Source organism: Streptomyces sp. NPDC093546 (assembly GCF_044765045.1).
In the GTDB taxonomy this organism is placed as follows: Bacteria; Actinomycetota; Actinomycetes; order Streptomycetales; family Streptomycetaceae; genus Streptomyces.
Genome location: NZ_JBIWJG010000008.1, coordinates 38803 through 60695 on the forward strand (window position 1 = coordinate 38803; position 21893 = coordinate 60695).

The window sequence follows — 21893 nt, forward strand, 5'->3', positions numbered from 1 at the left end:
CCCTGCCCTGCGCGTGGCCGTCATCGGCGGCGGGCCCGGCGGCCTGTACGCCGCCGCGCTCCTCAAGCGCCTCGACCCCGCCCGTGACATCACGGTCTGGGAGCGCAACGCCCCCGACGACACCTTCGGCTTCGGCGTCGTCCTCTCCGACGAGACCCTCGGCGGCATCGAGCACGCCGACCCCGCGGTGTACGCCGCGCTCCAGGCGGAGTTCGTCCGCTGGGACGACATCGACATCGTCCACCGCGGCCGCACCCTCACCTCCGGGGGCCACGGCTTCGCCGCGCTCGGCCGCCGCAGGCTGCTGGAGATCCTCCACGCCCGTTGCGCCGAGCTGGGCGTACGGCTCCGCTTCCGCACCGAGGCGCCGCCCGCCGCCGAGCTGGCGACCTCGTACGACCTGGTCATCGCGGCCGACGGTGTCCACAGCCGCACCCGCGAGACCCACGCCGACGTCTTCCGCCCGGCCCTGACCACCCACCGCTGCCGCTACATCTGGCTCGCCGCCGACTTCGCCTTCGACGCGTTCCGCTTCGAGGTCGCCGAGACCGAGCACGGCGTGATGCAGCTCCACGGCTATCCCTTCGCCCGCCCGTCGCCCGACCACCACCCCTCAACGAGGCCCTCCGGGCCGCAGAACCAATCCGGCGCCTCCACCGTCATCGTCGAGATGCGCGAGGAGGTCTGGCGGGCGGCCGGTTTCGACGAGCTCGACACCCAGGAGTCCATCGACCGCTGCGCCAAGATCTTTGCCGAGGCCCTGCGCGGCCGCCCCCTGACCTCGAACAACAGCACCTGGACCGCCTTCCGGACCGTCGTCAACGACCGCTGGTCCCACGGCAGCACCGTCCTGCTCGGCGACGCCGCCCACACCGCGCACTTCTCCATCGGCTCCGGCACCAAGCTCGCCGTCGAGGACGCCCTCGCGCTGGCCGCCTGCGTCGAGGAACAGCCCTCCCTGAGCGAGGCGCTCGCCGCCTACGAGGCGGAACGCCGCCCCGTCGTCGAGTCCACGCAGCGCGCGGCCGCCGCCAGCCTGCGCTGGTTCGAGGAGCTCGCCGGATACCTGGACCAGCCGCCGCGCCAGTTCGCCTTCAACCTGCTCACCCGCAGCCGCCGCGTCACCCACGACAACCTGCGGCTGCGCGACCCCCGCTTCACCGACGCCGTCGAACGCGACTTCGGCTGCCCGCCCGGCACCCCGCCGATGTTCACGCCCTTCCGGCTGCGCGGGCTGACGCTGCGCAACCGCGTCGTCGTCTCGCCCATGGACATGTACTCGGCCGTGGACGGCGTCCCCGGCGACTTCCACCTCGTCCACCTCGGCGCCCGCGCCCTGGGCGGCGCCGGGCTGGTCATGACCGAGATGGTGTGCGTGAGCCCCGAGGGCCGCATCACCCCGGGCTGCGCGGGCCTGTACACGCCCGCGCAGGCGGCGGCCTGGTCCCGGATCACCGACTTCGTGCACCGCCAGTCACCGGGCACCGCCATCGGCGTCCAGCTCGGGCACTCCGGCCGCAAGGGCTCCACCAAACGCATGTGGGAGGGCATCGACCAGCCCCTCGACACCGGCAACTGGCCCCTGGTCGCCGCCTCACCGCTGCCGTACCGCCCCGGCGTCAACCAGGTCCCGCACGAGCTGCACCGCGCCGCGCTCACCGACATAAGGGAGCAGTTCGCCGCCGCCGCGCGCCGCGCCGCCCGGGCCGGGTTCGACCTGCTCGAACTGCACTGCGCCCACGGCTACCTCCTCTCCGGCTTCCTCTCCCCGCTCACCAACCGCCGCACCGACGCCTACGGAGGCTCCCTGGAGCGCAGGCTCCGCTTCCCGCTGGAGGTCTTCGACGCGGTCCGCGCCGCCTGGCCCGGCGAGCGGCCCATGACGGTGCGCCTCTCGGCCACCGACTGGGCGCCCGGCGGCACCACCGCCGAGGAGGCCGTCGAGATCGCCCGCGCCTTCGCCGACCACGGCGCCGACGCCATCGACGTCTCCACCGGCCAGGTCGTCCCCGACGAGCGCCCCGAGTACGGCCGCTCGTACCAGACCCCGTACGCCGACAAGATCCGCAACGCGCTGAAGGTCCCGGTCATCGCGGTCGGCGCGATCTCCTCCTGGGACGACGTCAACTCCCTGCTGCTCGCCGGCCGCGCCGACCTGTGCGCCCTGGCCCGCCCGCACCTGTACGACCCGCACTGGACGCTGCACGCCGCCGCCGACCAGGGCTACGACGGCCCCGCCGCCCCCTGGCCCGCCCCGTACCGCGCGGGCAGCCGCAAGCCCCCGACGGGCCGCACGGACGCCCCGAAGCAGAGGCTCAGTCTGACGCCGACGGCGCAGCCCCGCCCCTGACGAACGCCTCGCCCCGGTCCCGCAGCAGCCCGTGCAGCCCGCCGAAGACCGCCGCCGCCCGGCCGCCCGGCCAGCCCGCCGGGAGCAGGGCGGCCGGGAGGCCCGGGTCCGCGTACGGGAGGCGGCGCCAGGAGTCGAGGGCCAGCAGGTAGTCGCGGTAGGCCTGCTCGGGGGAGGGTTCGCGGGTCGACCAGGTGCGCAGGACCGGCCCGTGGAGGTCGAGGAACTCCTCGTAGAGCTTGGCGATGGCGGCCAGGTCCCACCAGCGGCCCACCGCCTCGGCCGTCGGTGCGAAGCCCAGGTGCTCGCCGCGGAAGAGGTCCACGTACGGGTCGAGGTGCAGCCGCGTGAGGGTGTGGCGGGCCTCCTCGTAGAGCGCGGCGGGGGCGATCCAGACGCCCGGGGCCGCCGTGCCGAAGCCGAGGCGGCCCAGCCGGGAGCGGAGCAGGTGGCGCTTGTGCCGCTCGGCCTCGGGGACCGAGAAGACGGCGAGCACCCAGCCCTCCTCCTCGGACGGCTCACCGGCCGCGTAGATGCGCCGGTCGCCGTCGTCGAGGAGCTGGCGGGCGTCCGCCGACAGGGCGTACCCGGCCGCCCCGTCCGCCGTGCGGCGCGGTTCCAGCAGGCCGCGCCGCTTCAGCCGGGACACCGAGGACCGGACGGACGGGGCGTCCACGCCGAGGACCGCCAGCAGCCGGATCAGCTCGGCCACCGGCAGCGGGGCGTTGTCGGGCGTCCGCCCGTACGCGCCGTACAGGGAGACGATCAGGGAACGCGGAGTGTGCTGCTCGGCCACGTGGTCACTTTACGGGCGCGTCCGGCGCGCGCAGCCGGAAGCGCTGGAGCTTCCCGGTGGCCGTCCGGGGGAGGGCGTCCAGGAAGACGATCTCGCGCGGGCACTTGTACGGGGCGAGGCGCGACCGTACGAAGGCGCGCAGCGCCTCGGCCGCGGCGTCGTCGCGCGCGACCCCCTCCCGGACCACCGCGTACGCGACGGCGATCTGGCCGCGCACGTCGTCCGGCCGGCCGACCACCGCCGCCTCCACCACGTCGGGGTGGGCGAGGAGCGCGTCCTCGACCTCCGGGCCGGCGATGTTGTAGCCCGCCGAGATGATCATGTCGTCCGCGCGGGCGACGTAGCGGAGGTACCCATCCGGTTCGCGTACGTAGGTGTCACCGGTGAGGTTCCAGCCGTCCCTGACGTACTCCGTCTGGCGCGGATCGGACAGGTAGCGGCAGCCCACCGGGCCGCGCACGGCCAGGAGGCCCTCCTGCCCGTCCGGGACGGGTCGCCCGGAGCCGTCCACCACGCGGGCCTGCCAGCCGGGCACCGGCACGCCGGTCGTGCCGGGTCTGATCGCCTCGTCGGCCGCCGAGATGAAGATGTGCAGCAGCTCGGTCGCCCCGATGCCGTTGATGATCCGCAGCCCGGTCCGCTCGTGCCAGGCCCGCCAGGTGGCCGCGGGCAGGTTCTCGCCGGCCGACACGCACCGGCGCAGTGAGCCGGTGTCGTACCCGTCGAGGTTCTCCAGCATCACCCGGTACGCGGTCGGCGCCGTGAACAGCACCGAAACCCGGTGCTCGGCGATCGCGGGCAGCAGCTGCTTCGGCCCGGCCTGCTCCAGCAGCAGCGCGGAGGCGCCCGCCCGCAGCGGGAAGATCACCAGGCCGCCGAGCCCGAAGGTGAAGCCCAGCGGGGGGCTGCCCGCGAAGACGTCGTCCGGCTCGGGGCGCAGGACCCGCGCCGAGAAGGTGTCGGCGACGGCCGGCACATCGCGGTGGAAGTGCATGCACCCCTTGGGCCGTCCGGTGGTCCCCGAGGTGAAGGCGATCAGCGCGACGTCGTCGGCGGCGGTGTCGACGGCGTCGTACGCGTCCGGGTGGCGGGCCGCCAGCCGCAGCAGGTCGTCGGGCGCGTCGCCGCCGTACGCCGTGACGCGCAACCCCTCCACCTCGGCCTTCACCAGGTCGTCGACCGATCGGATGTCGCACAGCGCGTGGCTGACCCGGGCCATCTCGCACATCACGGCGAGCTCCCCGGCGCGCGCCTGCGCCAGGACGGTGACGGCCACGCCGCCCGCCTTCATCACCGCCAGCCAGCAGGCCGCCAGCCACGGGGTCGTCGGGCCGCGCAGCATCACGCGGTTGCCCGGCACCACGCCCAGGTCGTGGGTGAGGGCGTGGGCGATCCGGTCGACCCGCGCGCGCAGTTCGCCGTACGTCCACACGCCGCCCGCGCCGTCCCGGAACGCCGGCCGGTCCGGGCCGAACCGCTGGATCGTACGGTCCAGCAGCTCCGCACCGCAGTTGAGCCGGTCCGGGTAGCGCAGCTCGGGCAGGTCGAGGAGGAGCTCGGGCCACTGCTCGCGGGGCGGCAGATGGTCGCGGGCGAAGGTGTCGAGGTGGGCCGATCCGGTCAGCTCCATGATTCGCCCCCTGTGGGTGGTCCCTTGGGGGGCTCCCGGTGGGTGACCCCTTTGGGTGACTCCTGGTGGGTGGTGGGAACGCCCATCGAGCGTATCGTGAAGGTGACGACAGTCAACGGTACGCGATAGACCGGGCTCTGACGGATTCCTCGGAGGGGGCGCGAATGCCCGCATTCTCACTTGATCCGGCACAGAAGGCATGGTGCGAGGAGGTGCGTGTCCTCGCCGCGGAACGTCTGCGCCCCCTCGCCGAGAAGGGCGAGCCGGGCCGCGTCAACCGCCCGCTCGTCGCCGCGCTCGGCGAACTCGGGCTGATCTCCCGCCTCTTCGGCTCCGGCGCCCTCGACCTGTGCCTGATGCGCGAGTCCCTCGCTCGCGCCTGTACGGAGGCGGAGACCGCCCTCGCGCTCCAGGGCCTCGCCACCCACCCGGTCGCCGCCTTCGGTACGCCGGAGCAGCGGGCGCGCTGGCTGCCGGAGGTCACCGCGGGGCGGGCGGTGGCGGCCTTCGCGCTCAGCGAGCCGGACGCCGGGTCGGACGCGGCGGCGCTCACGCTGGAGGCCGTACCGGAGGGGCAGGGGTGGCGGCTGACCGGTGAGAAGTGCTGGATCTCCAACGCCCCGGAGGCCGACTTCGCCACCGTCTTCGCCCGTACGACCCCGGGCGCCGGGGCGCGCGGCGTCACCGCCTTCCTGGTGCCCGCCGACCGGCCCGGCCTGACGGGCGATCACCTCGACATGCTGTCCCCGCACCCCATCGGCCGCCTGCGCTTCGACGGCGTACCCGTCACGCGCGCGGACGTGCTCGGCGAGGTCGACCGGGGCTTCCGCGTCGCGATGACCACGCTCAACCTCTTCCGGCCCAGCGTCGGCGCCTTCGCCGTCGGCATGGCCCAGGCCGCGCTGGACGCCACGCTCGCGCACACCGCGCGGCGGACCGCGTTCGGCGGCGTGCTGAAGGACCTTCAGGCGGTCGCGCACCAGGTCGCCGAGATGGCGACCCGCACCGAGGCCGCCCGCCTGCTGGTGTACGCGGCGGCCGCCGCGTACGACGCGGGTGACGGCGAGGCGGGGGGCGGCGACGACGTGCCCCGGCGCGCCGCCATGGCGAAGCTGCTGGCCACCGAGACCGCGCAGTACGTCGTCGACGCCGCCGTCCAGCTCCACGGCGCCCGCGCCCTGCAACGGGGCCACCTGCTGGAGCACCTCTACCGCGAGGTGCGGGCGCCGCGCATCTACGAGGGCGCGACCGAGGTCCAGCGCACGATCATCGCGAAGGAGCTGTACGCGAAGGAGCCGTACGCCGAGGAGTTGGGTTCATGAGCATCGAACGCGTCAACCCCGCCGACCTCTCGCCGCCCACCGGCTTCTCGCACGCCGTCGTCGCCACCGGATCGCGCCTGGTCTTCCTCGCCGGGCAGACCGCGCTCGACGGCGGCGGCCGGGTGGTGGGGGAGACCCTGCCGGAGCAGTTCGAGACGGCGCTCGGCAATCTGCTCGCCGCCCTGAAGGCCGCCGGCGGCACCCCCGCCGACCTCGCGCGCGTCACCGTCTACGCGACCGACGTCGCCGACTACCGGGCGCGCGCCGCCGAACTGGGCCGGATCTGGCGGCGGCTGGCGGGCCGCGACTATCCGGCGATGGCGGTGATCGGCGCGGTCCGGCTCTGGGACGAGCAGGCGCTGGTGGAGCTGGACGGGTTCGCGGTCCTGGACTGAGCCGTTCCACATCGGCGAGGCGGCGATGTGCTCCTGACGGGTTGTCAGTGCAATATCACATTACTATGTTACGCGTCGTACAGCAGTGGCATGCACTCGACAACCCACCCCACTCAGGAGTCGCACATGCCCCAGCCCACGACACCGGGCCGCAGCCGCTTAAGCAGAGCCCTCCTCGCCGCCGCGGTCGCCACCGCGACCCTCCTCGGCGGCGGCGTGACGGTTCTCGACGCCCCCACCGCCCACGCCCGCCCGCTCACGGCCCCCGACCCCAACGAGAAGCCGCACGACGAGGTCGTACGCCTGGCCACCGCGCCGCCGCCCGCCCCGCGACCCGCCCCCGCGCCCGGACAGCACGCCGACGCCCGTGTCCCCGGGCCACAGACACCTCCGGCGCCGACCACGGCCGCCGCCCCCGCCTGCACCCTGGACGGCGTCACGGGCTTACGCCCCGAGGAGTTCGCCGACTTCCTCGCCGACCCCGCCGTCACCGCCGACGGCTGCCTGCGCACCCTCCTGTGGACCTGGGACGCCCGCCTCGCGCCCGTCATGTCCGACGCCCACGTCCAGGCCGTCTCACGCCGCGTCTCCGCGCTCGCCCCATCGCACGACGGCGCGAACGGCACCCACCTGCTGGAGATGCTCACCTACCTGCACGCGGTCGTGTACCACGACTTCTCGCGCGGCGAGATCGACGTCACCGACCCGCCCACCACCGAGGCCATGCGCCGCGCCGTCCACGCCTTCGGCTCGGCCGCCCGCTCCTTCCGCGCCACCCGCGCCAACGCCGACAGCCTGCGCGAGGCCCTCTACACCGGCAGCGCCGCCGGGCTGCGCCACTCCCAGCTCGGCCTCGTCCAGAAGGTGCTGGCCACCATGGACCGGTACCACACCACCACCTACCGCGACCCGGCCTGGGGCGGCGCCGCCCTCGCCGCGCTCTCCGTCAACCACCTCGGCGTGTACCCCGGCAACCGCGACACCGCCTTCCACACGCTGGCCGCCCGGAACACCGCGTACCGCGCCGCCTTCCGCGCCTTCGCCCACCACACGCACCTCAAGGGCACGCCCAACGAGTGGGTGGTGCGCGACGCGCTCGCCGAGTACGGCCGCTTCGGCCAGATCGACGCGCTCAAGGCCGAGATCGTCCCGGACGTGGGCGCCCTCCTCGACCCCGTCGTACGGAACTTCGGCGAGGGCAGCGCGCCCTGGGCGCGGCTCGCCGGCTGGCTCGTCTTCTACGAGGCGTGCGCGCCGTACCGCGTCTGCAAGGACGACATCGAGCGGCGGATCTTCCCGCACGCGTACCGCTACGACACCGGTGCCCTCAAGGTCCGCACCGGCCTCGACACCGCCACCGTCGACCAGCTCTACTACGCGAGCAAGCAGGTGAAGGCGCAGTTCCACCGCGTCCTGGGCGGCGAGGCGCCGCTCGCCGGCGACACCAACACCGCCCTGACCGTCGTGCTGTACGCCTCGCGGGCCGACTACGAGAACTACCACCCGCTGCTGACCGGCATGGACACCGACAACGGCGGCATCTACATCGAGCGCGGCGCCACCTTCTACACCTACCAGCGGCGCGTCCCGCAGGACTCCTCGCTCACCCTGGAGGAGCTCTTCCGCCACGAGTACGCGCACTACCTCAACGGCCGTTTCGCCGTGCCCGGTTACTTCGGCGAAGGGCCCTGGTACCAGGGCGACCGCACCACCGCGATGGACGAGGGGACCGCGGAGTTCTTCGCCGGGGCGACCCGTGACGACGGCGTCGCCGTCCGCAGGTCGCTCGTGCGGAGCGTCATCGCCGACACCGCCGACGGCAGCCCCCGCATGAGCGTGGACGAACTGCTCCACGCCACCTATGCGGGCGACGGCTTCCGCTTCTACAGCTACGCGGGCACCTTCTTCTCCTACCTGTGGACCGAACGGCCCGCCCTGCTGCGCGAGATGTACCGGCACCTGCGCGCCGACGACCCCGCCGCCTTCGACGCCTGGCGGGACCGGGCGGGCCAGGACCCCGCACTCCAGCGCGGGTACGACGCCTTCCTCGACGCACGGATCGCCCGGGTCGACGAGCTGTTCGTGCCGAACACCCGCTACGTCCCCAACGACCGGCTCGACCACGCCGCCGCCGACGACGTCCGCGCGGCCTTCGCGGCGGCGACCGGCGCCACCCCGCGCTGCGCCGACAACGGCGACACCGCCAAGCGCCGCTTCGTCTGCACCGGCCGCGTCACCGCGCGCCTCACCGACGCGGACAGCCCGGACCGGGTCTTCCGCGACATGGCGGAGACCGTCGACCACTTCCTCCTCGACCGGGCGCGCCCGGCGGCCACCAACCTCGCCGACATGAACTGCTCCTTCGGGGAGGTGGAGATCCGGCCCGACCGCACCGGCGGCACCTCGCCCTACACGTGCGAGGGTCCCTTGCGTACCTGACGTGCAACTCCACTTCCCGGGACGGGAATTACCCGTACGGACCCTGTACGAGCGGCAGTAGTGCGTGAAATATTATTGCCGTGCCCACGCGACATGTGAGTCATGTGCCGGCCGCCCTGGACGCCGTGATCATCGGCGCCGGGGTCGTCGGTGCGGCCTGCGCCTACTACGCGGGCCGCGCAGGACTCGCCGTCGCCGTCGTCGACCGCGGCCCCGTCGCGGGCGGCACCACCGGCGCCGGCGAGGGCAACCTGCTCGTCTCCGACAAGGAGCCGGGCCCCGAGCTCGACCTCGCGCTGCTGTCCACCCGACTGTGGCGCGAACTCGCCGAAACCCTCCCACCGGAGGCCGAGTACGAGCCCAAGGGCGGTCTCGTCGTCGCATCCGACGAGACCGCCCTCACCGCGCTGCGCGCCTTCGCGGCGGGGCAGCGCGCCTCCGGCGTCGACGCCCGCGAGCTCCCCGCCGACCGGCTGACCGACCTCGAACCGCACCTCGCGCCCGGCCTCGCGGGCGGCTTCCACTACCCGCAGGACGCCCAGGTCCAGCCCGCCCAGGCCGCCGCCCGGCTGCTGCGCGCCTCGGGCGCCGCCCTCCTGCTCGGGGAGGAGGTCACGGCCGTCCTCACCGACCGGCGCGGCGCCGTCCGGGGCGTACGCACCACCCGCGGCGACCTCCACGCCCCCGCCGTCGTCAACGCGGCCGGCACCTGGGGCGGGGCGCTCGCCGAACGGGCCGGCGTCCACCTGCCCGTGCTGCCCCGCCGCGGCTTCGTCCTCGTCACCGAGCCGCTGCCGCCCCGCCTCGTACGCCACAAGGTGTACGCGGCGGACTACGTCGCCGACGTCGCCAGCGGCTCGGCCGCCCTCCAGTCCTCCGCCGTCGTCGAGTCCACCCCGGCCGGACCCCTCCTCATCGGCGCCACGCGCGAGCGCGTCGGCTTCGACCGGACGCTGTCGACCGAGGCGCTGCGGCGGCTCGCGGCGCAGGCGACCGCCCTCTTCCCGGTGCTCGGCGGCGTACGGGCCCTCCGCGCGTACCACGGCTTCCGCCCCTACCTGCCGGACCACCTCCCGGCCATCGGGCCCGACCCGCGTGTGCCGGGCCTCCACCACGCCTGCGGCCACGAGGGCGCGGGCATCGGCCTCGCCCCGGCGACCGGGCTGCTCGTGGCGGCCGCCCTGTGCGGCGACCAACCGCCGCTCGATCCGCGGCCGTTCCGCCCGGACCGGTTCACCGCCCCGGAAGGAGCCACCGCGTGACCTCCGCGACACCGTCCCCGTCCCCCTTCACCCTCACCTTCGACGGGCGCCCCCTCACCGCCCGGCCCGGGCAGACCATCGCCGCCGTCCTCTGGGGCAACGGCGTCCTCGCCTGGCGCACCACCCGCGGCGGCGGCGCGCCGCGCGGCGCGTTCTGCGGGATCGGCGCCTGCTACGACTGCCTGGCGACCGTCAACGGCCGCCCCAACCAGCGCGCGTGCCTGGTCCCGGCCCGCCCCGGCGACACCGTCACCACGCAGGAGGGCACGGGCCGTGACCGCTGACCGCACGACGGCCGACCTCGCCGTCGTCGGGGCCGGGCCGGCCGGTCTCGCCGCCGCCGGGACGGCCGCCCGGCTCGGGCTGAGCGTCACGCTCCTGGACGCGGGGGAGCGGGCGGGCGGCCAGATCTTCCGGCACCCGGCGCACGGCCCCGTACCGCGCGCGGCCCGCGACCTCGTGCGGGGCCTCGCCGGCGGCGTACGCCACCTGCCGCTGCACCACGTGTGGACCGTCGTACGGGACGGCGACGGCTGGCTGTTGCACTGCGTCGCCGGAGGAGGCACCGGGCCCGACGAGTCCCCGGCGACCGTCCGCGCCCGCCGCGTCCTCCTCGCCACCGGCGCCTACGAACGCCAGCTGCCCTTCCCCGGCTGGACCCTGCCCGGCGTCGTCGGGGCGGGCGGCGCCCAGGCGATGCTCAAGTCCGGCGGCGTCCTGCCCGGCCGCCGGATCGTCGTCGCGGGCAGCGGCCCCCTGCTGCTCGCCGTCGCCACCACGCTCGCCGCCGCCGGCGCCCGGGTGCCCGCCGTCGTCGAGGCCGCCGACTACACGGCGTACGCCGGCCGGGCCGGCGCGCTGGTCCGCAACCCCGGCAAGCTCACCGAGGGCGCGCGGCACGGCGCCGCCCTGCTGCGCCACTCCACCCGGCTGCTGGCCCGCCACGCCGTCACCGCCGTCCACGGCACCGCCGACGGCGCTGCTCACGCCGCGCGCGTCGAGGCCGTCACCGTCACGCGCCTCGACCGCGACTGGCGGCCCGTCCCGGGCACCGGGCGCCGCATCCCCTGCGACGCGCTCGCCGTCGGCCACGGCCTCGTACCGCAGCTGGAGCTCGCCACCGGCCTGGGCTGCGCCACGCGGCGCACCGCCGACGCCACCCCCGCCGTCGCCGTGGACGACGGGCAGCGCACCTCCGTGCCCGGAGTGTGGGCCGCCGGGGAGGCCTGCGGCGTCGGCGGAGCCGAACTGGCCCGTACGGAAGGCGAGATCGCCGCCCTGTCCCTCGCGGGACGGCGCCCGCCGGAGGCCCTCCTGCGCCGCCGCGCCCGGCTGCGCGCCTTCGCCGAGGCGATGGCCGCCGCCCACCGGCCCGGCCCCGGCTGGACCGACTGGCTGGACGGCGCCACCGAGGTGTGCCGCTGCGAGGAGGTCCCCGCCGACCGGATCCGCGAGGCCGTCACCGCCCTCGGCGCCCGCGACGCCCGCACCGTGAAGCTGCTCACCCGCGCCGGAATGGGCTGGTGCCAGGGCCGTATGTGCGGCCAGGCCGTCGCCCGCCTCGCCGGCGAGGACCCGGCGCCCGACCGGCGCCCGCTGTCCTGCCCCGTCCCGCTCAGCCATCTGGCACAACCACCAGGAGCCGCATGATGGACCACCGCACCTCCCCCTGGCACGGCATCATGGTCGCCACCGCGCTGCCGCTGCGCGACGACCTCACCATCGACTACGACGCCTACGCCGAGCACGTCTCCTGGCTGATCGCCCAGGGCTGCGACGGCGTCGTCCCCAACGGCTCCCTCGGCGAGTACCAGACCCTCACCGACGACGAGCGCGCCCGACTCGTGCGCGTCGCCGTCGAGGCCGCCGGCGACGGGTCCCGCGTGATGCCCGGCGTCTCCGCGTACGGCGGCGCCGAGGCCCGCCGCTGGGCCGAGCAGGCGGCCGAGGCGGGCGCCGGATCCGTCCTGCTGCTGCCGCCGACCGCGTACCGCGCCGACGCGCGCGCCGTACGCGCCCACTACGCCGAGGCCGCGCGCGCCGGGCTGCCCGTCGTCGCGTACAACAACCCCCACGACACGCGCGTCGACCTGACGCCCGCGCTGCTGGCGGAGCTGCACGGCGACGGCAGCGTCGTCGCCGTCAAGGAGTTCAGCGGCGACGTGCGCCGCGCGTACGAGATCGCCGAACTGGCCCCCGGACTGGAGCTGCTGATCGGCGCCGACGACGTGCTGCTGGAGCTGGCGGTGGCCGGCGCCGTCGGCTGGATCGCCGGCTACCCCAACGCCCTGCCCGCCGCCTGCGCCGCCCTCTACCGCGCCGCCACCGCCCGCGACCTGGACACCGCCCTGCCGTTGTACCGGTCCCTGCACCCGCTGCTGCGCTGGGACTCCAGGCCGGAGTTCGTCCAGGCCATCAAGGCGTCCATGGACCTGGCGGGCCGCCACGGCGGTCCGTGCCGCCCGCCCCGCACCCCCCTGGACGAGGAGCGGTACGCCGCCGTCCGCGCGGCCACCGGGAAGGCACTCGCGGAGGGACTCGCCTAGCCATGCGCACCCGGCACGTCTACCACGCCGTCGACTCGCACACCGAGGGCATGCCGACCCGCGTCATCACCGGCGGCGTCGGCACGCTCCCCGGCGCCACCATGGCCGAACGGCGCCGCCACTTCGCCGACCGGCTCGACCACGTCCGCACGCTGCTGATGTACGAGCCGCGCGGCCACGCCGCCATGAGCGGCGCCATCCTCCAGCCCCCGACCCGCTCCGACGCCGACTACGGCGTGCTCTACGTCGAGGTCTCCGGGCTGCTGCCGATGTGCGGCCACGGCACCATCGGCGTGGCGACCGTGCTCGTCGAGACCGGCATGGTGCCCGTCACCGAGCCGGTCACCACCGTCCGCCTCGACACCCCGGCCGGGCTCGTCACCGCCGACGTCCGCGTCGAGGACGGCTCCGCCCGGTCCGTCACCCTCACCAACGTCCCCGCCTTCTGCGCCGCCCTCGACCGCACGGTCCACGTCCCCGGCCACGGCACCGTGACCTACGACCTCGCCTACGGCGGCAACTTCTACGCCATCGTCCCGCTCGACGCGCTCGGCCTGCCCTTCGACCGCGCCCGCAAGGACGACCTCCTCGCCGCCGGACTCGCCCTCATGGACGCCGTCAACGCCACCGACCGCCCCGTCCACCCCGAGGACCCGGCCATCGGCGGCCTCAAGCACGTGTACCTCGCCGCCCCCGGCTCCGACGCCGTACGCTCCCGGCACGCCATGGCCATCCACCCCGGCTGGTTCGACCGCTCCCCGTGCGGCACCGGCACCTCCGCGCGCATGGCGCAGCTGCACGCGCGCGGCCTGCTGCCGCTCGGCCGCGACTTCGTCAACGAGTCGTTCATCGGTACGGAGTTCACGGGGCGGCTCGTCGGCGAGACGACGGTCGGCGGCCTGCCCGCCGTCGTACCGACGGTCACCGGCCGCGCCTGGATCACCGGCACGGCACAGTACTTCCTCGACCCGGAGGATCCGTTCCCGGCGGGCTTCCTGCTGTGAGCGGCGGAAGGAACACGATGAGCAGACCGACGGCGCTGACCACACTCACCGCCCACGACCGCCTGAGCGACCGCGTCGCGCACGCCCTGCGCGCCGCCCTGATCGCCGGCGAACTGCGCCCCGGGGAGGTCCACTCCGCGCCCGGCCTCGCCGCCCGCTTCGGCGTCTCCGCGACCCCCGTGCGCGAGGCGATGCTGGAGCTGGCCCGCGAGGGCCTGGTCGAGCCCGTACGCAACAAGGGCTTCCGGGTCACCGAGGTCAGCGAGCGGGACCTCGACCAGTACACGCAGCTGCGGGCGCTCATCGAGGTGCCCACCGTCGGCGTCGTCACGGGCGCGGCCACCCGCCGTCAGCTGGAGGAGCTGCGCCCGGTCGCCGAGGAGATCGTCGCCCGCGCCCGCGACCACGACCTGATCGGCTACCTGGACGCCGACCGCCGCTTCCACCTCTCCCTGCTGGCCCTCTCCGGCAACGACCGCCTCGTGGAGACCGTCGGCGACCTGCGCAAACGCTCCCGCCTCTACGGCCTGACGGCCCTGGACGAGCGGGGCCTGCTGGTCGCCTCGGCGCAGGAGCACCACGAGCTCCTCGACCTGATGCTGGCGGGCGACGCGGCGGCGGCCGAGGCGTGCATGGCCCGCCACCTGGGGCATGTGCGCTCGACGTGGGCCCGGTCGCGTACGGAAGGCACGTAGGAGTTTGCCCCGATTTGTCCACCCGTTCGGGTGTCGATAGGTTGACAGTGCGGCGGCACAACCCGCGGAGGCTGCCATGACCACCCTCGCCGACCAGACCATCGGCCCCCTGCGCGCCCGCCTCGAAGGACGGCTCGTCACCCCCGCCGACCCGGACTACGACCAGGTCCGCTCCCTCTGGAACGGGGCCATCGACCACCGCCCCGCCCTGGTCGCCCGGTGCGCGACGCCGCAGGACGTCGCCGCCGCGCTGCGCTTCGCCCGCGACGAACACCTGGAGATCTCCGTCCGCGGCGGCGGCCACAGCTTCTCCGGAGCCTCCGTCTGTCCCGACGGCCTGGTCGTCGACCTGACCGACATGAACCGCGTCGAGGTGGACGCGGACACCCGCACCGTGCGCTGCGGTGGCGGCGCGCGCCTCGCCGACCTGGACGCCGGGACCGCCCCGTACGGCCTCGCCGTCCCGGCCGGAACGGTCAGTCACACCGGCGTCGGCGGCCTCACGCTCGGCGGCGGCCTCGGCTGGCTGACCCGCAAGCACGGCCTGACCGTCGACAATCTGGTGGCCGCCGACGTGGTCCTCGCCAACGGCGGTCTCGTCCGGGCGAGCGACGACGAGAACGCGGACCTGTTCTGGGCGCTGCGCGGCGGCGGCGGGAACTTCGGCGTCGTCACCACCTTCACCTTCCGCGCCCACCCGGTCGGCCCGGAGGTCCAGCTGGGCCTCTTCTTCTGGGACCTCGCCGACGGCCCCCAGGCCCTGCACCTCATCGCCGACCTGGTCCCGGGCCTGCCGCGCACCGCCGGCGCCCTGATCGGCGTCGGCCTGAGCGCCCCGCCCGCGCCCTTCGTCCCGGCCGAGCACCAGGGCAAGCCGGGCCACGCCCTGATCGTCGCCGGTTTCGGCTCCCCCGAGGAGCACGCCGAGGCCCTCGCCCCGCTCGCCGACGGCCTCCCGCCGCTCTTCGAGCTGCGCACCCCCCTGCCCTACACCGCGCTCCAGTGCATGCTGGACGACTCGGCGCCGACCGGCATCCTCTCGTACGACAAGGGGCTGGCCTACACCGATCTGAACGACGACGTGATCGGCCTGCTGAGCGCGTACGTGCCGCGCAAGACCTCGCCCATGTCCTTCTGCCCGACCTTTCACGTGGCCGGGGCGTACACCGACCCCCACGAGGACGACACCGCCTTCGGCGGCCTGCGTGAACCCATGTACGTCATGAGCGCCTCCGCCATGAGCCCGGACCCCGACGTCCTGACGGCGGACACGGCGTGGGTGCGGGCCCTGTGGACGGAGCTGACGCCGCACGCGGCGAACACCGGCGGCTACGTCAACTTCATGGTCGAGATCGAGGAGGACCGCGTCCGCAGGTCCTACGGGCCGGAGAAGTACGACCGGCTGTCCCGCGTCAAGGCCGCCTACGACCCGGACAACGTCTTCCACCGCAACGCGAACATCCTCCCGGCGGTCGCCGCCTGACGCCCGCTCGATGCCCCGCCCGACGCCCCTTGAGGCCCTCGGGTGGGCACGCCGCCTGTCGGAACAGACAAACGGAGCCCCGGATTCCGCCGCCGGTCTCGTGTGAACCGTTGATGTCGCCGCAGAGGCCCGCGTTGCTCTACTGGAGCCGCTCCACGTGAGCCGCCCCCCGCGCCTCCGCTGCTCACCCCTGCGTCTCCCCAAGGAACGATATGAGCGTCCCCTCCCGTCCCGCGACCGCCCGGCGCTCCCTGCTCGGCGGAGCGGCAGCCCTCTCCCTGGGCCTCCTGGGCTGTACGTCGAACCGCTCCGGCGAGGAGCCCGTACCGGCCGCCCGCGCCACCGACGCGAAGGGTGAGCGGCCCGTTGTGAGGGTCCACCTCCTCGGGACCGGCGGGCCGGAGATGTCGACCAGCCGCAAGGGCATGTCCACCCTCATCGAGGCCGGCGGACACCGGCTGCTGTTCGATGTGGGCCGCGGAGCCACCCAGAACATGTACGAGTCGCGGATCAACCCGAAGGGCGTCACCAAGGTCTTCCTGACCCACCTCCACAACGACCACTACGAGGACCTGCCGAGCCTCTGGCTGAACCCGTGGTTCATGCTCGGGCGGACCGAGCGGCTGGAGGTCTGGGGGCCGCCCGGGACCGCGGGGATGGTCGCCGGTATGCGGGCGATGTACGCGCATGACCTGGAGCACCGCTCGAACGACCTGTTCAAGAAGGAATACCTGGACATCCGCGTCCACGAGATAGGGCCCGGAACCGTCTACGAGCAGGACGGCCTCAAGGTCACCGCCTTCACCGTCGAGCACAAGGACGGCAACCCGGCCTACGGCTACCGCTTCGACCACGCCGGCAAATCCGTGCTCCTGTCCGGCGACACCACGTACCACAGGAACGTCGTGGAACACGGCAAGGGAGTGGACCTGCTCGTCCACAACGTCATCGCCTTCGACGAGGAGCTGACCAGGAGCGGGAAGCTGAAGGCCGTCGAGGAGAAGCTCACCACCCCCGAGCAGGCTGCGCGGGTCTTCTCCGAAGCCGGGCCGCGCGTCGCCGTCTTCTCGCACATCGCCAAGAAGGGCCTGCACGGCAAGGCGGGCGACGACGTCATCATGGCCCGGACCAGGAAGGCCGGATACGACGGCCCCCTCCACATGGCGCTGGACCGCATGACCGTCGACATCGGCGCCGACGTCACCGTGCGGCCGCCGCTCGCGACCGCCGACCTGCCCGAGCTGGACGGACCCGACACCAAGCTCTGAGCACGGAGCCCACCCGTCCCTTCGCCCCGGGTCGGCCACCGGTGCTAGAAAGTGACCATGAGGGAAAAGGGCCTCCCAGGCCCAGGCCCAGAAGTTCCATGGTGGCGGGCGTCGCTGCGCAGCGCCGCCGGGCAGGTGTTCGCTCTCCAGGTCGTGATCGTGCTGCTGCTGGCGGCCGCCGCGATGACGGCCCTGGTCGTGCAGGCCAACCGCGGCAGTGAGCGCGAGGCGGAGCGCCTGTCGATCACGGCGGCCGAGATGTTCGCGAACGCCCCCGGCACGGCGGAGGCGCTCCAGGGACCGGACCCGACGGCCGTGCTGCAGCCGCGCGCCGAAGCGGCCTGGCGGCGGGCGGGCGTGGACTTCGTGCTGGTCATGGACACGGAAGGGATCCGCGTCACCTACCCCGACCCGCGGCAGATCGGGAAGAAGTTCGTCGGCACCATCCAACCGGCGCTGGAGGGCCGCACCGTCGTCGAGCGCGCGGGCGGCCCGCCGGTGCCCGCCGGCACGGGAACGGCCGTGCAGGCGGTGGTCCCGGTGAGAGGGGCCGACGGGTCGGTCGTCGGGCTGGTGTCCGCCGGGATCACCGAGGAGAACGTGGGGGACCTGGTCGAACGGCAGCTGCCCATCATCCTCGGCACCGGCGCCGCGGCGCTCGTCGTGTCCACCGCCGGTACCGCGCTGGTGTCGCGGCGGCTGCGGCGGCAGACGCACGGCCTGGGCCCGGCGGAGATGACGCGCATGTACGAGCACCACGACGCGGTGCTGCACGCGGTGCGCGAGGGCGTGCTGATCGTCGACGCGGAGGGGCGCGTACTCCTGGCCAACGACGAGGCGCGCCGGCTCCTCGCCCTTCCGGCGGACACGGAGCGGCGGCGCGTGACGGACCTCGGACTGGACGGGGAGACCGCGCGGCTGCTGGCGTCGGGGGAGCCGGTCACGGACGCGGTGCGGCTGGTCGGGGATCGGCTGCTGGCGGTGAACAAGCGGCCCACCGCCCCCTACGGGGGCCAGGCGGGCAGCGTGGTGACGCTGCGGGACACCACGGAGCTGGCCACGGTCACCGGGCGGGCCCAGCTGGCGCGGGAGCGGCTGAAGCTGCTGTACGACGCGGGGGCGCGGATGGGCACCACGCTGGACGTGACGCGTACCGCCGAGGAGCTGGCGGAGGTGTCCGTGCCGCAGTTCGCCGACGTCGTCACCGTCGACCTGCTGGAGCCGGTCCTGCGGGGCCAGGAACCACCGGAGATGAGCCCGGAGGCGGGCATCGAGATGCGCCGCACCGCCTGCGCGGGACCGGACGGGGCCCCCTCCCTCCACCGGGTCGGCGAGCCGGTCCGGTTCGGTCCCCACAGCCCCGTCGCGGCCGCCGTGGCCGGCGGCCGGGCGGTCCTGGACACGGGTACGGGACCGGGCACCGCCGACGACCCGGACCGGGGATTCCACTCCCTCCTGGCGGTGCCGATCCGGGCGCGCGGGGCCCTGCTGGGAGTGGCCGCCTTCCGACGGGCGGGCGCCTCCTCACCGTTCGAGGAGCAGGACAAGGCGTTCGCCGAGGAGCTGGCCACCCGGGCCGCGGTCGCGATCGACAACGCCCGTCGCTACACCCGCGAACACGCCACGACCGTCACCCTCCAGCGCAGCCTCCTGCCCCGGGGCGTGCCCGAGCAGAGCGCGCTGGACGTGGCGTACCGCTACCTGCCGGCCCAGGCCGGAGTGGGGGGCGACTGGTTCGACGTCATCCCCCTGTCCGGCGCCCGCGTGGCGCTGGTGGTCGGCGACGTCGTCGGCCACGGCGTGCACGCCGCGGCCACCATGGGCCGGCTGCGTACCGCCGTGCACAACTTCTCCACCCTCGACCTGCCGCCGGACGAACTGCTCACCCACCTCGACGAACTCGTCGCCCACATCGACGCCAACGAGACCGCCGACGAGACCGCCGACGACGCGCGCGACGGGGACGGGATCACCGGGGCCACCTGTCTGTACGCCGTCTACGACCCCGTCTCCGGGCGGGTGGCCGCCGCCACCGCCGGCCACCTCGGCCCGGCGGTCGTCCACCCCGACGGAACCGTGCACTTCCCCGACCTGCCGGTCTCGCCTCCTCTCGGCCTGAGCGCGAGCCTGCCGTTCGAGAGCAGGGAGCTCGTCCTCCCCGAGGGCTCCCGCCTGGTGCTCTACACCGACGGGCTCGTCGAGGACCGCGGCAGGGACCTGGACACCGGCCTGGACATCCTGCGCGAGGCGCTGGCCGGGACCGGCCGCACACCCGAGGACACCTGCGCCGCGGTGATCGAGGCCCTCGTGCCCGCCAGGCCCAGGGACGACATCGCGCTCCTCGTGGCCCGTACGCGCCGGCTCGACCCCGCGAACGTCGCCCACTGGGACGTGCCCCGCGACCCCTCGGCGGTGGCCCCGGTCCGCGCCGCCTGCGCCCGCCGCCTCGCCGAGTGGGGCCTGGAGGAGATCGGCTTCGCCACCGAACTCGTCCTCAGCGAACTGATCACCAACGCCATCCGCTACGGCGCCGAGCCCATCACCGTCCGGCTGCTCCGCGACCGGACCCTGATCTGCGAGGTCTCCGACGCCAGCAGCACCTCCCCCCACCCCCGCCGCGCCAAGACCACCGACGAGGGCGGCCGCGGCCTGTTCCTCGTCGCCCGGTACACCGAACGCTGGGGCACCCGTTACACCCCCGCCGGCAAGGTCATCTGGGCCGAGCTGTCCCTCCAGGGTGCGCCGGAAGCCGCCGGGCTCGCCGACGACGTCCTCCTCGACCAGTGGAGCGACGACGCCTTCTGATCAGCGGCCCGGCAGGGGCTGCCAGTCCGGGTAGGGGTGCGTGGCCCAGGGAGCGGGGACCGAGGCGGGAGCGGACGCGGGTGCGTCCGCGCGGCCCGGGGCCGACGACCCCTCCCGGCGCCCTCGCAGGACGGTGAGGAGCACGGTCGTCACCACGGCCAGCTCGTCCGGGGTCGGCCGCCCGTGGAGCACGCGGATCTCGGGGCCGCCGCTCACTGCGGCTGGTTCCCGTGCTTGCGGGTGGGCAGCGGAGCGTGCTTGGCGCGCAGCATCGCCAGGGAGGCGATGAGCACGGACCGCGTCTCGGCAGGGTCGATGACGTCGTCCACCAGGCCGCGCTCGGCGGCGTGGTACGGGTGCATGAGCTCGCGCCGGTACTCCTCGATCCGGGCCCGGCGCGCCTTCTCCGGATCGTCGGCGGCGGCGATCTCCCGGCGGAAGACGACGTTGGCGGCGCCCTCGGCCCCCATGACGGCGATCTCGTTGGTGGGCCAGGCGTAGCAGAGGTCGGCGCCGATGGAGCGGGAGTCCATGACGATGTACGCGCCGCCGTACGCCTTGCGCAGCACGACGGAGACGCGCGGCACGGTGGCGTTGCAGTAGGCGTACAGCAGTTTGGCGCCGTGCCGGATGATGCCGCTGTGCTCCTGGTCCACGCCCGGCAGGAAGCCGGGCACGTCCACGAGCGTGACGAGCGGGATGTTGAAGGCGTCGCACAGCTGCACGAAGCGGGCGGCCTTCTCGGACGCCGTGATGTCGAGGACGCCGGCCAGGACCGCGGGCTGGTTGGCGACGACGCCCACGACATGGCCGTCCAGCCGGGCCAGGGCGCAGATCACGTTGCCCGCCCACAGCTCGTGCACCTCGAGGAACTCGCCGTCGTCGACGACCTCCTCGATCACCCGCCGCACGTCGTAGGAGCGGCCGGGGTCGGCGGGCACCAGCTCGGCCAGCGCCTCGGTGATCCGGTCGGCCGGGTCGTCCGGGGCGACGGCCGGGGGCAGTTCGCGGTTGTGGGAGGGCAGCAGCGACAGCAGGTAGCGGACCTCCTCCAGGCAGGTCTCCTCGTCGTCGTGGACGAAGTGCGCGACGCCGGACGCCGCCGCGTGCACATCGGCGCCGCCCAGCCCCTCGTGCGTGATCTCCTCACCGGTGACGGCCTTCACCACGTCCGGGCCGGTGATGCACATCTGCGCCGTGCCGCGGACCATGAAGACGAAGTCCGTGAGGGCGGGGGAGTACGCGGCCCCGCCCGCACAGGGGCCGAGGATGACGCTGATCTGCGGGATGACACCGGAGTTGCGGACGTTGCGGCGGAAGATGCCCCCGTAGCCGGCGAGCGCGCTCACCCCTTCCTGGATGCGGGCGCCGGCGCCGTCGCACAGGCCGACGAGCGGCGCGCGGGCGCTCTCGGCCAGGTCCATGATCTTGTGGATCTTCTCGGCGTGCGCCTCCCCGAGCGAGCCGCCGAACACCCGGAAGTCGTGGGCGTAGGCGAACACCGTCCGGCCGTGCACCAGGCCCCAGCCGGTGACGACGCCGTCGGTGCAGGGGCGGTTGGCCTCCAGGCCGAACCCGGTCGCCCGGTGCCTGCGCAACCCCTCCACCTCGGTGAAGGTGCCGGGGTCGAAGAGCAGGTCCAGGCGTTCCCGGACGGTCAGCTTGCCGCGGGCCTTCTGCGCCCGGGTGGCCTTGTCGCCGGGGCCGCGGCGCACCCGTTCCCGGATGCGGTGCAGGTCGGCCACGGCCTCGGACATGTCCGCAGTGGTGGCGGGGTGGTGCGCGGGCCCGTTCGCCGGAGCTTCCGCCGGAGTGGTCACGGCCCGTTCGTCGATCAAGGTCATGAGTGATCCTCGGTCTGTCGCGTGCAGGGTCGGGAACCCGGCTGCGGCGCGGTC

At 74.4% G+C, this 21893-nt stretch carries 17 protein-coding genes; 13 read left to right on the plus strand and 4 right to left on the minus strand.

All coding sequences use genetic code 11. From position 1 onward, the window contains the following. The first annotated feature begins 7 nt into the window (after nt 1–7). Nucleotides 8–2350 (plus strand): bifunctional salicylyl-CoA 5-hydroxylase/oxidoreductase, encoded by a 2343-nt coding sequence (locus ACIRNI_RS19290; RefSeq protein ID WP_403552843.1) that lies wholly within the window; start codon nt 8–10, stop codon nt 2348–2350. Here the strand turns inward: ACIRNI_RS19290 and ACIRNI_RS19295 are convergent. Both ACIRNI_RS19295 and ACIRNI_RS19300 read right to left on the minus strand, forming a co-directional pair. After that, nucleotides 2316–3146 (minus strand): PaaX family transcriptional regulator C-terminal domain-containing protein, encoded by an 831-nt coding sequence (locus ACIRNI_RS19295; RefSeq protein ID WP_403552588.1) that lies wholly within the window; start codon nt 3144–3146, stop codon nt 2316–2318. The two genes, ACIRNI_RS19290 and ACIRNI_RS19295, sit on opposite strands and share 35 nt — an antisense overlap. Nucleotides 3147–3150: 4 nt before the next feature. After that, nucleotides 3151–4776: an AMP-binding protein gene (locus ACIRNI_RS19300; RefSeq protein WP_403552589.1), complete on the minus strand. Its 1626-nt coding sequence runs from the start codon at nt 4774–4776 to the stop codon at nt 3151–3153. Between the two features lie 164 nt (nt 4777–4940). Between ACIRNI_RS19300 and ACIRNI_RS19305 the strand changes: the two genes are divergently transcribed. The 12 genes from ACIRNI_RS19305 to ACIRNI_RS19360 all read left to right on the plus strand — a co-directional run bounded on the left by ACIRNI_RS19305 (nt 4941) and on the right by ACIRNI_RS19360 (nt 19995). Next, nucleotides 4941–6098 (plus strand): acyl-CoA dehydrogenase family protein, encoded by a 1158-nt coding sequence (locus ACIRNI_RS19305; RefSeq protein ID WP_403552590.1) that lies wholly within the window; start codon nt 4941–4943, stop codon nt 6096–6098. Continuing rightward, complete coding sequence (locus ACIRNI_RS19310) at nt 6095–6493, plus strand: RidA family protein (RefSeq protein ID WP_403552591.1); 399 nt, start codon at nt 6095–6097, stop codon at nt 6491–6493. The genes ACIRNI_RS19305 and ACIRNI_RS19310 overlap by 4 nt, the downstream gene beginning before the upstream one ends. Before the next feature lie 126 nt (nt 6494–6619). Beyond that, the gene (locus ACIRNI_RS19315) at nt 6620–8932 is read left to right on the plus strand and encodes a collagenase (RefSeq protein ID WP_403552592.1); all 2313 of its coding nucleotides are present in this window, start codon (nt 6620–6622) and stop codon (nt 8930–8932) included. 80 nt (nt 8933–9012) lie between these two features. Next, nucleotides 9013–10194, plus strand: coding sequence for an NAD(P)/FAD-dependent oxidoreductase (locus ACIRNI_RS19320; protein WP_403552593.1), 1182 nt, complete (start codon nt 9013–9015; stop codon nt 10192–10194). After that, nucleotides 10191–10478: a (2Fe-2S)-binding protein gene (locus tag ACIRNI_RS19325; RefSeq protein WP_403552594.1), complete on the plus strand. Its 288-nt coding sequence runs from the start codon at nt 10191–10193 to the stop codon at nt 10476–10478. Before ACIRNI_RS19320 ends, ACIRNI_RS19325 begins: the two co-directional genes overlap by 4 nt. Continuing rightward, the gene (locus ACIRNI_RS19330) at nt 10468–11844 is read left to right on the plus strand and encodes an NAD(P)/FAD-dependent oxidoreductase (protein ID WP_403552595.1); all 1377 of its coding nucleotides are present in this window, start codon (nt 10468–10470) and stop codon (nt 11842–11844) included. Before ACIRNI_RS19325 ends, ACIRNI_RS19330 begins: the two co-directional genes overlap by 11 nt. Then, the gene (locus ACIRNI_RS19335; RefSeq protein WP_403552596.1) at nt 11841–12740 is read left to right on the plus strand and encodes a dihydrodipicolinate synthase family protein; all 900 of its coding nucleotides are present in this window, start codon (nt 11841–11843) and stop codon (nt 12738–12740) included. Before ACIRNI_RS19330 ends, ACIRNI_RS19335 begins: the two co-directional genes overlap by 4 nt. Before the next feature lie 2 nt (nt 12741–12742). Continuing rightward, a complete protein-coding gene (locus tag ACIRNI_RS19340) occupies nt 12743–13744 on the plus strand; it encodes a proline racemase family protein (protein ID WP_403552597.1) in 1002 nt (333 codons plus the stop codon). Nucleotides 13745–13761: 17 nt separating this feature from the next. Then, the gene (locus tag ACIRNI_RS19345) at nt 13762–14439 is read left to right on the plus strand and encodes a GntR family transcriptional regulator (protein ID WP_403552598.1); all 678 of its coding nucleotides are present in this window, start codon (nt 13762–13764) and stop codon (nt 14437–14439) included. 76 nt (nt 14440–14515) lie between these two features. After that, nucleotides 14516–15922 carry an FAD-binding oxidoreductase gene (locus ACIRNI_RS19350; protein WP_403552599.1) on the plus strand — a complete coding sequence of 469 codons (1407 nt, stop codon included), beginning with the start codon at nt 14516–14518 and terminating at the stop codon, nt 15920–15922. Between the two features lie 212 nt (nt 15923–16134). After that, complete coding sequence (locus ACIRNI_RS19355; protein WP_403552600.1) at nt 16135–17190, plus strand: MBL fold metallo-hydrolase; 1056 nt, start codon at nt 16135–16137, stop codon at nt 17188–17190. A 57-nt stretch (nt 17191–17247) separates the two neighbouring features. Next, entirely contained in the window at nt 17248–19995 is a 2748-nt protein-coding gene (locus ACIRNI_RS19360) for a SpoIIE family protein phosphatase (RefSeq protein ID WP_403552601.1), read from the plus strand. Here ACIRNI_RS19360 and ACIRNI_RS19365 read toward each other — a convergent pair whose 3' ends face one another. After that, a complete protein-coding gene (locus tag ACIRNI_RS19365) occupies nt 19996–20211 on the minus strand; it encodes an acyl-CoA carboxylase epsilon subunit (protein ID WP_403552602.1) in 216 nt (71 codons plus the stop codon). It abuts the gene before it with no gap. Continuing rightward, complete coding sequence (locus ACIRNI_RS19370; protein WP_403552846.1) at nt 20208–21752, minus strand: acyl-CoA carboxylase subunit beta; 1545 nt, start codon at nt 21750–21752, stop codon at nt 20208–20210. Before ACIRNI_RS19370 ends, ACIRNI_RS19365 begins: the two co-directional genes overlap by 4 nt. Nucleotides 21753–21893: the final 141 nt, after the last annotated feature.